At 71.2% G+C, this 13,507-nt stretch carries 13 protein-coding genes; 10 read left to right on the top strand and 3 right to left on the bottom strand.

Annotated features, from left to right (window positions below; translation table 11 throughout):
- Positions 1-73 precede the first annotated feature (73 nt).
- Entirely contained in the window at positions 74-829 is a 756-nt protein-coding gene (locus Q8W67_RS11450; RefSeq protein ID WP_305545357.1) for a glucose 1-dehydrogenase, read from the top strand.
- Between the two features lie 33 nt (positions 830-862).
- The gene (locus Q8W67_RS11455; RefSeq protein ID WP_305545360.1) at positions 863-1,276 is read left to right on the top strand and encodes a cupin domain-containing protein; all 414 of its coding nucleotides are present in this window, start codon (positions 863-865) and stop codon (positions 1,274-1,276) included.
- 63 nt (positions 1,277-1,339) lie between these two features.
- Here Q8W67_RS11455 and Q8W67_RS11460 read toward each other — a convergent pair whose 3' ends face one another.
- On the bottom strand, positions 1,340-2,041 hold the full coding sequence (locus tag Q8W67_RS11460; RefSeq protein WP_305545363.1) for a sigma-70 family RNA polymerase sigma factor: 702 nt from the start codon (positions 2,039-2,041) through the stop codon (positions 1,340-1,342).
- A 203-nt stretch (positions 2,042-2,244) separates the two neighbouring features.
- Between Q8W67_RS11460 and nthA the strand changes: the two genes are divergently transcribed.
- From nthA to Q8W67_RS11480, 4 genes are all read left to right on the top strand, one after another.
- Positions 2,245-2,904 carry a nitrile hydratase subunit alpha gene (gene nthA / locus Q8W67_RS11465; RefSeq protein WP_305545366.1) on the top strand — a complete coding sequence of 220 codons (660 nt, stop codon included), beginning with the start codon at positions 2,245-2,247 and terminating at the stop codon, positions 2,902-2,904.
- The gene (gene nthB, locus Q8W67_RS11470) at positions 2,901-3,560 is read left to right on the top strand and encodes a nitrile hydratase subunit beta (protein WP_305545368.1); all 660 of its coding nucleotides are present in this window, start codon (positions 2,901-2,903) and stop codon (positions 3,558-3,560) included. The genes nthA and nthB overlap by 4 nt, the downstream gene beginning before the upstream one ends.
- Positions 3,557-3,880 (top strand): nitrile hydratase accessory protein, encoded by a 324-nt coding sequence (locus Q8W67_RS11475; protein ID WP_305545371.1) that lies wholly within the window; start codon positions 3,557-3,559, stop codon positions 3,878-3,880. Before nthB ends, Q8W67_RS11475 begins: the two co-directional genes overlap by 4 nt.
- 115 nt (positions 3,881-3,995) lie before the next feature.
- A complete protein-coding gene (locus tag Q8W67_RS11480; protein ID WP_305545536.1) occupies positions 3,996-4,172 on the top strand; it encodes a hypothetical protein in 177 nt (58 codons plus the stop codon).
- 82 nt (positions 4,173-4,254) lie between these two features.
- Here Q8W67_RS11480 and Q8W67_RS11485 read toward each other — a convergent pair whose 3' ends face one another.
- Both Q8W67_RS11485 and Q8W67_RS11490 read right to left on the bottom strand, forming a co-directional pair.
- On the bottom strand, positions 4,255-5,130 hold the full coding sequence (locus Q8W67_RS11485; RefSeq protein WP_305545374.1) for an MBL fold metallo-hydrolase: 876 nt from the start codon (positions 5,128-5,130) through the stop codon (positions 4,255-4,257).
- Between the two features lie 59 nt (positions 5,131-5,189).
- The gene (locus Q8W67_RS11490; protein ID WP_305545376.1) at positions 5,190-6,200 is read right to left on the bottom strand and encodes an SDR family oxidoreductase; all 1,011 of its coding nucleotides are present in this window, start codon (positions 6,198-6,200) and stop codon (positions 5,190-5,192) included.
- A 301-nt stretch (positions 6,201-6,501) separates the two neighbouring features.
- Here Q8W67_RS11490 and Q8W67_RS11495 point away from each other — a divergent pair, with 301 nt between their 5' ends.
- The 4 genes from Q8W67_RS11495 (at position 6,502) to pbpC (ending at position 13,496) form a co-directional block, all read left to right on the top strand.
- A complete protein-coding gene (locus tag Q8W67_RS11495) occupies positions 6,502-6,729 on the top strand; it encodes a hypothetical protein (RefSeq protein WP_305545379.1) in 228 nt (75 codons plus the stop codon).
- A gap of 739 nt (positions 6,730-7,468) precedes the next feature.
- Positions 7,469-10,882: an acyl-[ACP]--phospholipid O-acyltransferase gene (locus Q8W67_RS11500; RefSeq protein WP_305545382.1), complete on the top strand. Its 3,414-nt coding sequence runs from the start codon at positions 7,469-7,471 to the stop codon at positions 10,880-10,882.
- 195 nt (positions 10,883-11,077) lie between these two features.
- Positions 11,078-11,266, top strand: a complete 189-nt coding sequence (locus Q8W67_RS11505) for a hypothetical protein (protein ID WP_305545385.1) — start codon at positions 11,078-11,080, stop codon at positions 11,264-11,266.
- Between the two features lie 88 nt (positions 11,267-11,354).
- A complete protein-coding gene (pbpC, locus tag Q8W67_RS11510; protein ID WP_370693860.1) occupies positions 11,355-13,496 on the top strand; it encodes a penicillin-binding protein 1C in 2,142 nt (713 codons plus the stop codon).
- The last annotated feature ends 11 nt before the right edge of the window (positions 13,497-13,507 follow it).

A 13,507-nucleotide genomic window follows, 5' to 3' on the forward strand; every position in this document is an offset into this window, starting at 1 on the left:
GAGGCCGACGATCGCGGACGCGGTCCCCATCGGGACAAGGCCGGTCCGCCTCCGAAGCCAACGAGGTCACGCCATGTCCAGAGCAAACCGCTTCGTCGGCAAGGTCGCCTTCGTCACCGGAGCCGCGAGCGGCATCGGGCGCGCCACCGCCGTCGCGTTCGCCGGCGAAGGTGCGCGCGTCGCCCTCGTCGATCGGACGGAGGACGCGCTCCGGCATACGGCCCAGGCAATCCGGGATGCGGGGGGCGAGCCGCTGACCATTGCCTGCGACGTCTCGCGGCCCGATGAGGTCGAGGCGGCGGTCGCGCGCACCGTCGCGGCGTTCGGCCGGCTCGACATCGCCTTCAACAACGCCGGCGTCGAGAACACGGCGGCGCCCGTCGCTGAGATCGCGCTCGATGCGTGGGATCGCATCCTCGACATCAACCTGCGCGGAACCTTCGTGTGCATGAAGCACGAGATCGCACAGATGCTGCGCCAGGGCGGCGGGGTCGTCGTCAACACGTCGTCGGGCGCAGGCATCCGGGGTGTGGCGGGCGGGGCGAGCTATGCCGCGTCCAAGCACGCCGTCATCGGCCTGACCAAATCCGCCGCCCTCGATTATGCCAAGTCGCGGATCCGGGTGAACGCGATCCTGCCCGGCAATATCGAGACACCGATGATGGACCGCTTCACCGGGGGCGACCTCCAGAAGGCCATCGACCTGGAGCCGGTCGGGCGGCTGGGCAGGCCCGAGGAGATTGCCGAGGCGGTGCTGTGGATGAGTTCCGACCTCGGTGCCTTCGTGACCGGCGCATCGATCTCGGTCGATGGCGGCTGGTCGCTCTGACGGGGACGGTCACGAACAGGGAAGGCCCATCCCATGGACATCAAGCGCAGCGGAACACAACCGTCCGGCCAGGGTCCGGCCGACTGGTTCACCGGCACCGTTCGGATCGACCCGCTCTTCTCCGCCCCCGATCCGGCCCGCGCGGCCGGGGCCAGCGTGACGTTCGAGCCGGGTGCGCGCACCGCTTGGCACACGCATCCGCTCGGTCAGACGCTGATCGTGACCTTCGGGTCCGGCTGGGTGCAACGGGCGGGCGGCCCGATCCAGGAGATCAGGCCGGGCGACGTCATCTGGTTCGAGCCCGGTGAGAAGCACTGGCACGGCGCCACAGCGACGACGGCGATGACCCATGTCGCGATCCAGGAGCGCCTGGACGGCACCGCCGTGACCTGGCTGGAACAGGTCACGGACGACCAGTATCGCGGCCCGCAGGTCTTGCCTGACTGAGGCCGCCGACTCCCGGGAACGGCTGAAGCGTCGGACTGTCCGGCGTCGGCGCGAACGGCCTCCTCAGGCGGGCGCCTGGCCCGCCACGACCACGCCGAGCGTGTCGAGGAGCGAGGTGCGCGCCCGGCTGACGCGGCTCTTCACGGTTCCGACCTGGCAGCCGAGTTTGGTCGCCGCCTCCTCGTAGGTGTGGCCTTCCGCGCCGACCAGCAGCAGCGCCTGCCGCTGCGCGGCCGGCAGGTCTTCGAGCCGCTCCCAGACGACCTTGAGCGTGCTCGCATCCTCCTGGTCGGACAGGCTGGTCATCTGGCTCGCATGCGTCCCGTCCACGTCCTCGACCTCGCGCCGGTGCTTGCGCAGTTCGGAATAGAACTGGTTGCGCAGGATCGTGAACAGCCACGCGGTGAAGTTCGTGCCGGGCCGGAACCGCGCCTGGTTGGCCCAGGCCTTCACGAAGGTCTCCTGCACCAGGTCGTCGGCGCGGCTCACGTCGCCGACGAGCGAGAGCGCGAAGGTGCGCAGAGCCGGGAGCGCCTTTATGATGTCGCTGCGGAAGTCGAAGGCCACGACTTGGCCGTGCGCCGCAAGCGCGGCCTCGAAGCGCGCGACGAGGCCGGCAAGCTGCGCCGGCAGCGGCTCCTGCTCGACGACCTGGAAGTACTCCCGGATCGGGAAGGCGAGATGCTGACCGATCACAGTGGGATAGCCTTTCGCGTCGCAGGCGCGCCCGGTCCCCTCCGACTGATTCGCTTTGGCATCGATCATGCGCGTATCCTGGTCCCCGACGCTTGGTATACTGGAATGGCTCTAACTGCCGTAACGTCGGAAATCTGAACCGATGCCAAACAATCCCGGAAATATCGGGCGACTTCGGCATCGTCGCCGGGGCAACGGGGATTGGTATCCGGCAGGGGGAGTAGCGGCGGCCAGTGCGCCGAGGCAGGATGCCGGGTGCGAGGAGAAGCGGGATGAGCCACGACCACGCGCACCATGACCACCAGCATCACGGCAGCGACCTCTCGCCGGTCGAGGCGCGGGTGCGGGCCCTGGAATCGCTGCTGACCGAGAAGGGCTACATCGATCCGGCGGCCCTCGACGCCCTGGTCGAGCTCTACGAGACCAAGGTGGGGCCGCATGCGGGTGCCCGCGTGGTCGCCCGCGCATGGGTCGATCCCGGCTTCCGGGCGCGGCTCCTCTCCGACGCCACGCCGGCGATCGCCGAGCTCGGCATCGGCGGCCGCGGCGGCGAACACATGGTGGTGGTCGAGAACACGTCCGAGACCCACAACCTCGTCGTCTGCACCCTCTGCTCCTGCTACCCCTGGCCCGTGCTCGGCCTACCGCCGGTCTGGTACAAGGCGCCTCCGTACCGGGCCCGGGCGGTGATCGACCCGCGCGGCGTGCTGGCCGAGTTCGGGGTGAGGCTGCCGGACACCACGCGGATCGTCGTCTGGGATTCCACCGCGGAGACCCGCTACATGGTCCTGCCGATGCGCCCTGCCGGAACCGAGGGCCTCTCCGAGGAAGACCTGGCCGCCCTCGTCACGCGCGACGCGATGATCGGCACGGGCCTGCCCGGGTCGGTTCCCGCCTCGCCCTTGGACTCGCCCTTGGAGATGCCGGCATGAACGGCGCTCAGGACCTCGGCGGCGCACACGGCTTCGGCCCGGTGGTGCCGGAGCGCGACGAGCCGGTGTTCCACGCCGCATGGGAGCGCCGCGTCTTCGCGATGGCGCTGGCCATGGGCTATACCGGCGCGTGGAACCTCGACGGCAGCCGCGCCGCCCGCGAGTCACTGCCGCCGGCGCAGTATCTCGCATCGAGCTACTATGAGATCTGGCTGGCGGCCCTGGAGAAGCAGGTCGCCGACTCGGGCCTCGCGACGCCCGGAGAGATGGCGGCGGGCCGAGCCTCGGCGCCGGCCAAGCCAGTGGCGCGGGTGCTCTCTGCCGACGGCCTGGAGGCGCGCTTCCGTACCGGCTTCCCGAGCAGCCGCGAACCCGAATCTCCCGCCCGCTTCGCAGTCGGCGACGCCGTCATCGCCCGGAACATGCATCCGACCGGGCATACCCGCCTGCCGCGCTATGTGCGGGGAAGGCGGGGCCGGATCGAACGCATCGACGGCGTCTTCGTCTATCCCGACACGAGCGCCCATGGGGCCGGGGAGAATCCGACTTGGCTGTACACGGTCGGCTTCACGGCCCGGGAACTGTGGGGCGAGAGCGGCGATCCGGGGGGGCTCGTCACGGTGGCGGCTTTCGAACCTTATCTGGAACCGGCGTGAGCGACCCGTCGCCGAAGGCCTTCGCGGCGCCCTGGGAGGCTCAGGTCTTCGCCCTGGTGGTGTCGCTGAAGGAGGCCGGCCTGTTCACCTGGACCGAGTGGGCGGAGCGCCTCGGCCGCGAGATCCGTCCCGCCGGCGACTCCGAGCGGGCGGCCGATTACGGCGCCTGGCTCGCGACGCTGGAGTCGATCCTGGCCGAGCGCGGGGTGGCGGCGGCCGAGACCGTCGCCGCACGGACTGCCGCGTTCCTGCGCGCCGCCGAGGCGACGCCGCACGGCCAGCCGATCCGCCTGGAGAACGATCCGCTCTACCGTCCGTGAACCCGCGGCGCGCCGCGCGTCCGCTCAGCACTCCGTTCAGTGGCGCCAGATCGGCGACATCGGAATGGACCCTCGTTCTCGGGTCGCACCGATCGCAGGGTGGGCGGATCGATCGATGGCGACCCTGAATTCCGCGCGCGACGGCGCGGTGGCCGCCACCATCGCCGACGTGGCCGAGGAGACCGGCGCGGCGGCCAGCCAGGTCCTGAACGCGGCCTCGGAGCTGTCGCGTCAGTCCGAGCACCTCACCGCCGAGGCCGCCCGCTTCCTCGACACCGTGCGGGAAGCTTGAGGAAGTCGCGCCCCGAGGGCGCACCGGCAAGACGCCTGCCTACTGACCGCAGCCAGCCGATCCACCGTGCGAGCGATCCGCGCTACAGTCCATGAACCGGAAGCACGTCGAGCGGCACCGGGGCAGCGTGCGAACGACCGGTGAGCAATCGATCGAGGAGCGCCAGCACCTCGGGCCGGCCGCAATTCCGCGCGGCCTCGAACGGCGTCCAGGTCTGAACGAAATCGAGTTGTGCGAAGACATCGCGGTAGCGGCGGAGCTCCTTCGCGGTCAGCGGCACGCCGCGCACGAAAGCCTTGTGGGCCGAGATCGTTGTGGCGCGGCGGGGATCGGCTGGGTCCAGTTCGAACTTCAGCGCATCGCCGCAGAAACAGATTCTTCGCGCCCGATCGTAGAGCACCGCATGCCCGTCGAAATGGCCCGCCGTCCGGTGCAGCTCCAGGCCCGGCAGCGGCTCCAAAAAGTCATCGTAGGGCCAGCTCACCTGCAGGGCCGCACTCCAGGTGAAGTCGGCGGCCGGCAGACAGAGTTCCGGATCGAACCGGTCTTGGAGTTGCACGAGAGCGCCGTAGGAATGCGGGTGCGAGGCCGACAGCACCCGCATGCCGCCGAGGCGCTCGATCTGGTCCAGGGCGGCCTCGCTGAAGACCGGGCAGCCCTCGAAGCCCATGTTGCCGTGCTCGGTGCGGATCAGGTAGGCGGACGGCCCGATTCCGGAGACGGGCTCGTTCCAGAAGCGCCAGATGCCGGGTTCCAGCTCCTCCCAGTGACAGGGAAACGACGCCTGGGCCTCCCGGGCCGTGCGGAAGCGCCAGCCGTCCTGCGGCACGACGTGGCGGGCGTCGAGGCACAGCGGGCAGGCGGCCGGCCTCTCGAAATGGCGCTGCCAGAACCCGCAATTGTCGCAGGTGTAGGCGGGCAGCTTCAGCGCGCCCGCGAAGGGCAGATAGCCGGGCATCGTCTCAAGACCTTCCTCGCGGCGGCTGATTTAGCAGGCAATGTCGGGCAGCGCAGCCGTTAGCGCCGCTCCGGGAAGCGCCGCGGCGGACGAGCCGCCAGGGCCGCCCCCGCAAGCCCCAGCACAGCAAGGCCGGCGAGGCCGCCGACCAGCAGATCGCGGGCGCGGCTTGTGCAGAACTCGCCCCGGGTCGTCTTCGTCCGGTCGGTGAACCGCCCGTCGATGCCGACGTCGCCGGGCACGGGATCGTAGAGGTTGCCGGCCTTCTCGGGGATCGCCTCGTCGGCGAGCTGCGCCGACCACATCGCGGCGGCCTTGCGGTCCGCGAGGGCGGGGGCGATCGCCTGGGCGGCGGCCATCATCATCGACGAGCGACCGACCCAGACTTCCCGGCGCGGGTGCTCGACGGCGTACAGGATAGCCTCGGCACAGAGACGGGGGTCGAAGACCGGATCGGGGGCGTACTGGCGCCGGCCGGTGCGGTTGCGCGCCCAGTTGAATTGCGGCGTGTTGACCGCCGGCAGGTAGACCACGCTTAGGCTGACGGCGACGCGGTCGTGGATCAGCTCGCAGCGCAGGGCATCGGTGAAGCCGGAGACCGCGAACTTCGCCGCGCAATAGGGCGCCTGGAGCGGGGCCGCCCGGATGGCGAGACCGGACGAGACCTGGATGATCGCGCCGCGGTTGCGCCGCTTCATGTATCGCAGCGCCGCCAGCGTGCCGTAGACTTGGCTGAGATAGGTGGTCTCGGTGACCCGGCGGTACTCGTCCGGGGTGATCCGGTCGGCCGGGTTCACAACGGTCGACATGGCGTTGTTCACCCAGGCGCGGATCGGACCGAGCTGGGTCTCCACCCGCGCGGCGGCCGCGTCCACCGCCGCCGGGTCGGCGACGTCGGCCGCGATCGCCAGGACAGGCCGGCCGTAGGCGGCAAGGGCACGCTCGGCCGCGGCGAGCCGCCCGGGATCGCGGGCGATTACCGCCACGGACCAGCCGGCCTCGGCGAAGCGATGAGCGGTGGCGAGCCCGATCCCGGCGGTCCCTCCGGTAACGACTGCCACTCGTGCCATGCCGGACTCACGCGCTGTCGAAGAACCGGTCCGGCAACGGATGTCGGGGCGCTCGGTTGCGCCGCGGCGGCGTGCCGGAACGTCACGGCGGTCCCGATTTTCGGTGCCGGCCGCGCAACATCCGGCGATGGTCGCGGTTGACTGCGTAGGATCGGGAGCGGGGCCGAATCTCGATCCGCCCGGCTTCGTGCATCGCCCTGGACCCGGGATGCGGGACGTCGCACCAAGATATTGTTTCGCATCGTCTTTTCCCGAAAGCCGGCGGCCACGCTTCGGGACGATGCTCTGGAGGGTCGGAGCCATGCGCTATGGACGACGCGCTTCCCTGCCCATCGATCCGTGGCCGCAAGCGTCGCTCGGCGAGCGGATGTCGGTCGGGCTGGTCCTGACGTTCCTGCTGCTCGTGCCGTTCTGTGCCGTCGGCGCCGCCCTCGTCGTGATCTCGGCTTTGGGGACACACATCTATCGGTCCTACGATCTCGGTGCCTCACTGCGTATGCGGATCGAGCGGCGCGCTGCCGGGAGATGAGCGGCGTGTGAAGACGCGCGGCTTCGCAGCGATGGACGAGGCCCGGGTCCCCGTCCTGAAGGGAGGGGGATCGACCCGTCGATCCAAGTATCGGCCTCGCTGAGATGCGCGATCCGCACCGGCTCAATCTGGCTCGGGACAGTCGGATGGCGCGCATCGTCGCCCTGTCGAGCGCGCCGACCCTTTCCCAGGCGTTTTTCCAGGGGCATGCAGCGCCAGAGGAATACGACGCCAGCACAAGACGGCTTGCAGTGTCCGTTCGCCCCCAGGCTGTATCGCGGTCCACCGCGGCGATTGCACCGCTTCGCCGCCCGCGGCGGGCGGGGTTCGGATCGCCGTCCACTGACGGTGCGGGCGTCCGGGAAACAGGCGCGTCTCATCCGCCGGAGAGGGCGCAACCGCTTTGAAAATCCGGCCGCGGCGTCGCCCCTGACCGCACCGTGACGCGGCGCGCTGCCGAATCGACAACGGGCGCGTCTTGGCATGCGGGTATCGACCGCTGCCGCAGGGCCCGAGATCGGGTTTTCCCGAGTGTCTCAAGGTCGAACCGGAAGGACGGTGCGAACCTGCCTAGGATCGGGTTTTGACCGTCGCGCTCGCGCCGGCGCAGGTAACGGCCTTGGTCGAGAAGGGCCTGTCGCGCCGGGCCAAAGCTCGAAGAGCGACACGCCCGCGCCCCCGCGCGATTTGACCTCGGCGTATCGGCTGGGCCAGTCAGGTTCGGAACCGAGAGATCGCCATGTTCCGTTCCCTGATGACTGCCCGGCGCTTCGCGCCGCTGTTCTGGTGCCAGTTCTTCTCGGCGTTCAACGACAACTTCCTGAAGAACGCCCTCGCATTCCTAATCCTGTTCGGGATCGGCGGCCAGGCGGATGCGCACGCGGGCGTCCTGGTGACCCTGGCGAGCGCGGTGTTCATCGGGCCGTTCTTCATCCTGTCGGGCCTCGGCGGCCAATGGGCCGACCGGCACGACAAGGCCCTGATGGCCCGCAGGCTCAAGTTCGCCGAGATCTTCGCGGCCGGCGCGGCCGTCCTCGGCTTCCTGCTGCATTCGGTGCCGGTCCTGTTCGTGGCGCTCGGCTTGTTCGGGACGATCGCGGCCCTGTTCGGCCCGATCAAGTACGGGATCCTGCCGGACCACCTCCGCCGCGAGGAGCTGCCGGCCGGCAATGCGCTGGTCGAGGCCGCCACCTTCCTGGCGATCCTGCTGGGCACGATCGCGGCCGGCGCGGCCTCGGCGCTGGGCGGGTCGGGGCTCGTGTTCGGCGCCCTCGTCATGGCCTTCGCGGTCCTGTGCTGGCTGTCGGCCCGGATGATCCCGCCGACCGGGGAGGGGGCGCCGGACCTGCATGTCGACCGCAACATCGCGCGCTCCACCTACGCGCTGCTGCGCGATCTCTGGGCGGACACGCAGCTATGGCGCGGCTCACTGATCGTGAGCTGGTTCTGGCTGGTCGGCGTGGTGGTGCTGTCGCTGCTGCCGGTGCTGGTGCGCGGCGCCTTCAACGGCACCGAGACGGTGATCACGCTGCTGCTCGCGCTGTTCTCCATCGGCATCGCCTTGGGGTCGGGCCTCGCCTCCTGGCTCGCCAGCGGCCGGATCGTGCTGCTGCCGACGCCCGTCGGCGCGGTCCTGATGGGCCTGTTCGGCCTCGACCTCGCCTGGACGGTGGGGCACCTGCCGCCGCCGCCTGCGGAGGCGATCGGCCCGTTCGACTTCCTGCAGACCGGCCACGGCCTGCGCGCCGGGATCGACTTCCTGGGGCTCGCGGTGTCGGGCGGGCTCTACATCGTCCCATCCTTCGCGGCCGTGCAGGCCTGGGCCGAGAAGGCGATGCGCGCGCGCATCATCGGAGCGGTCAACGTCATGACGGCGGCCTACATGGTGGCCGGCACCCTCGCCCTGGCGGGGCTGCAGGGCGCGGGCCTGTCGACCGCCAGCCTGCTCGCCGTCGTGGCGGTCCTGAACCTCGTCGTCGGCGCGGTCGTGTTCGCCACCCTGCCGACGAGCCCGTTCCGCGACGCGCTCTCGATCCTGTTCCGGGCCTTCTACCGGCTGGAGGTCCGCGGGCTCGACAACGTGGCGGCAGCCGGGCCGAACTGCATCCTGGCGCTCAACCACGTCTCGTTCCTCGACGCCCCGCTGGCGCTGTCGCTGCTCGACCAGGAACCGGTCTTCGCGGTCGATAGCGGGATCGCACAGCGCTGGTGGGTGCGGCCGTTCCTGCGCGTCACCAAGGCGATACCCCTCGACCCGACCCGGCCGCTGGCCACCCGGACGCTGATCAACGCGGTCAGGAACGGCGAGACTCTGATCATCTTCCCCGAGGGACGGCTCACCGTCACGGGCAGCCTGATGAAGATCTATGACGGCGCCGGGCTGATCGCCGACAAGTCGGGGGCGATGGTCGTTCCCGTGAAGATCGACGGGCTGGAGCGCACCGCGTTCTCGCGCCTGTCGCGCAGCCAGGTCCGGCGCCGCTGGTGGCCCAAGGTGACCGTCACGGTGATGCCGCCGGTGCGCCTGACGGTGGACGACGCCCTGCGGGGCAAGGCACGGCGGCAGGCGGCCGGGGCGGCCCTCTACGGAATCATGTCCGACCTCCTGTTCCGCACCACCGACATCGACCGCGGCCTGATGGCGGCGCTGATCGAGGCGGGGGACCGCCACGGCTGGGGCCGCACCGCGCTGGAGGACCCGGTCACGGGCCGCCTGACCTACAGCCGGCTCGTCACGGCCGCGAATGTGCTCGGCCGCAAGCTGATGCCGCTCGCCCCCGCGGGCGGCCGGATCGGCATCATGCTGCCCAACGCCAACGGCGCGGCTGTGACGCTGTTCGCCCTGGCCTCGGCGGGCCGGGTGCCGGCGATGATCAACTTCTCGGCCGGGCCGGCCAACGTGCTCTCCGCCTGCCGGGCCGCGCAGGTGCGCAGGATCCTGACCTCCCGGGCCTTCATCGAGAAGGGTCGGCTGGGCTCGCTCGTCGAGGCGATCCGGGGATCGGTCGAGCTGGTCTATCTGGAGGATGTGCGCGCCAGCATCACGACGCCGGACAAGATCCGCGCGCTGCTCGGTGGACGGCGTCCCCTGGTGGCGCGCTCGGGCGAGGACCCGGCCGCGGTGCTGTTCACGTCGGGCAGCGAGGGCACGCCCAAGGGCGTGGTGCTGGCCAACCGCTGCATGCTCGCCAACGTGGCGCAGGTCGCGGCCCGGATCGATTTCGGCCCGACCGACAAGGTGTTCAACGTGCTGCCGGTGTTCCACGCCTTCGGCCTCACGGCCGGGCTGGTGCTGCCCCTGGTCTCGGGGGTGCCGGTCTACCTGTACCCGTCGCCGCTCCACTACCGGATCATCCCGGAGCTGATCTACGGCTCGAACAGCACGGTGCTGTTCGGGACCGACACGTTCCTGGCGGGCTACGCCCGGGCCGCGCATTCCTACGACCTGCGCTCGCTCCGCTACGTGGTGGCCGGCGCCGAGGCCGTGAAGGAATCGACCCGGAAGACCTGGGGGGAGAAGTTCGGCCTGCGCATCCTGGAGGGCTACGGCGTCACCGAGTGCGGACCCGTGGTGGCGCTCAACACGCCGATGTTTAACCGCTTCGGCACGGTCGGGCGGATCCTCCCCGGTATCGAGACCCGCCTAGAGCCTGTGCCCGGGATCGAGGAAGGCGGCTGCCTGTCCCTGCAGGGTCCGAACATCATGCTGGGCTACCTGCGGGCGGAGAAGCCCGGCGTGCTGGAGCCGCCGCCGGACGGCTGGCACGACACCGGCGACATCGTGGCGATCGACGCCGCGGGCTTCGTCACGATCAAGGGGCGGGCCAAGCGCTTCGCCAAGGTCGCCGGCGAGATGATCTCCCTGGCGGGCATCGAGGCGCTCGCGGCCGAACTCTGGCCGGACCACCCGACCGCGGTCGCGGCGGTGCCGGACCCGCGCAAGGGCGAGCGGCTGGTGCTGTTCACAGAGGAGAAGGGCGCCACCCGGGCCGCCTACCAGAGCTTCGCGAAGGCTCGGGGCGCCTCGGATGTCGCGATCCCGGCCGAGGTCGTGGTGCTGGACGCGGTCCCGATGCTGGGCAGCGGCAAGATCGACCACGTCGCCGTCACCAGGCTCGCGCTGGAGCGGGTGAAGGAATCCGCAGCCGCTTGAATAAGTCTATGGCAGCCAGAGGTTGCGCTTCATCCAAACGGGGGATGCGGCCGAACGCGGGATGGCCTCGTATGACCAATACAGACCCGATTCGGTCGATCCTCATGGAGGCCCGGTTCGGGACTGGATTTTGCGCCGCGTGCGCATGTCGATGAGGGGCTGAACATGCTGAAAGGCAGGCAATTCCCGGTTTGGATGACCAGACGGACCTACTTCAAGCGGATCGAACGCTGGATGAAACCCGGCAAGGCGCGCAAGCCCGAGCCACCGAGACTCGAGCCCGGGCTCGCCGCGGTGGCATCCAACGTCGTGCCCTTCCCGATCCGGGCAGGCCATGCGGGCCGGCCAGCCTTCACGGCCCTGCGCGGCGTCGGCATGGCCTGAGCGGGGGCGGGCCCGGCCGGGGCTTGCCCGCCGCACCGGATCGGTGAATCTGTGTGCGGCGCCGGCAGACCCGGGAACTGGAGGATGCGTGCCGCACCACGGGCCTGATCCCTGCGGAGCCGCATCGCCCCGGGCTCGCGGCGTTCGGCGATTTGCGGGGCGCCTGGGCCTGGCCGCCGCGGTGCTTCTTCTCGGGCTCCCGGTCGCCGCCCTGTGGCGCTACGTGGAGACGCTCCCGCCCCTCGACCTCGCGGCGGCCTCGGCGCGCTCGACGGTGGTGCTCGATCGATCGGACGCGCTGCTGCGCCCCTTCGCCACCGCGGACGGCCGCTGGCGCCTGCCCGTGACCGCGGCCTCGGTCGATCCGCGCTATCGCGCGATGCTGCTCGCCTACGAGGACCGGCGGTTCGCGGCGCATCCCGGCGTCGACCCGGTGGCGATCCTGCGCGCCGCGTCTCAGTGGCTGGCGCATGGGCGGATCCTCTCGGGGGGCTCCACCCTGTCGATGCAGGTCGCCCGGCTGGTCGAGCCGCGTCACGGGCGTTCCCTGGCGGCCAAGCTGCGCCAGATGGTGCGCGCGGTCGCGCTGGAAAGGCGGCTCGGGAAGCCCGGTCTGCTCGACCTCTACCTCGCGCTCGCGCCCTATGGCGGCCCGCTTGAAGGGGTGCGGGCGGCGAGCCTCGCCTATTTCGGGCGGGAGCCGGTGCGGCTGACCGCGGCGCAGGCCGCACTCCTGGTCGCCCTCCCGCAATCCCCCGAGACCCGTCGGCCGGACCGATTCCCGGAGCGCGCCCGGGCAGCCCGCGACCGGGTGCTCGAGATGGCGCGGGCCCGGGGCCTCCTCACCGCGGCCGAGGCCGCCGCCGCGCAGGCCGAGCCGGTGCCGGCCGTTCGAAAACCCTTCCCGATGCTCGCGGCCCACGCCGCCGAGGAGGCGGTCGCGGCCGAGCCCGGGGCGTCGGTGATCCGCCTCGGCATCGACGGGCGGCTGCAGGCGCGGCTGGAGACCCTGGCGGCGGAGCGCGCGGCCGCCTCCGGCCCCGGCCTCTCGGCGGCGATCCTGGTCCTCGACAACCGCGACGGGCGCGTGCTCGCCCAGGTCGGCAGCGCCGGCTATCTCGATCCGAGCCGGCGCGGGGCGATCGACATGACCCTGGCAATACGCTCGCCCGGCTCGGCGCTGAAGCCGTTCGTCTACGCCCTGGCCTTCGAGGAGGGCCTCGCGCATCCCGAGACCTTGCTGGAGGACCGTCCCGCGCGCTTCTCCGCCAGCTATGCGCCGGAGAATTTCGATCTGACCTATCAGGGGACGGTCACGGCGCGGCGCGCCCTGCAGCTCTCGCTCAACGTGCCCGCAGTCACGCTGATGGATGCGGTCGGGCCGGCGCGCTTCATCGCCCGGCTGCGCGCGGCCGGCGCCGGGATCCAGCTCCCGCGAGAGGCGGCGCCGGGCCTGCCGGTGGCGCTCGGCGGCCTCGGCATCACGCTCACCGACCTCGCGCGGCTCTATGCCGGGCTGGCCCGCGGGGGCGCGGTGCCGGTCATCCGGCGCGGGGCGGGGCCCGCCGCCGGGACAGGCCCGGAGAACCGAGTCACCGAGCCGGTGGCGGCGTGGTATGTCGCCGACATCCTGCGCGGCACCCCGCCGCCGGAGAACGCCCTGCCGAACCGCATCGCCTACAAGACCGGCACGTCCTTCGGCTACCGCGACGCCTGGGCGGCGGGGTTCGACCGGCACGTGACGGTGGTGGCATGGGTCGGACGGCCGGATGGCGCCGCCGTTCCGGGCCTCGTCGGCCGCGTGGTCGCCGCCCCGATCCTGTTCGACGCCTTCGCGCGCCTCGGGATCGAGCCCGAGCCGATCCCGCAGCCGCGCGACGTGCTGGTTGCGGCCGGGTCCGGCGGCTTGCCGCCGCCGCTCCGGCGCCTGCGCCGCGAGGCGGCGGATGCGCAGGGGCCGGCGCTCAGGATCGCCTATCCCCCGGACGGGGCCCGGATCGATCTCGGCCTCGGCGGCGGTCCGGGCGAAGACCGGGCGGCCGGAGGCCCGGGGCTCGCTCTCAAGGCCCTCGGCGGCGTGCCGCCGCTGACTTGGCTGGTCGATGGGCAGCCGGTGGTTCAGACACCGCGGCGCCGGGCCGAGTGGTTCCCGGGCGGCGTCGGATTCGCGCGCATCTCGGTACTCGATGCCACCGGCGCGAGCGACAGCGTTTCGATCCGGCTTGAGTAGGCGCACAACGT

Origin of the sequence: Methylobacterium sp. NEAU K, from assembly GCF_030700285.1 — a bacterium.
Classification (GTDB): domain Bacteria; phylum Pseudomonadota; class Alphaproteobacteria; order Rhizobiales; family Beijerinckiaceae; genus Methylobacterium.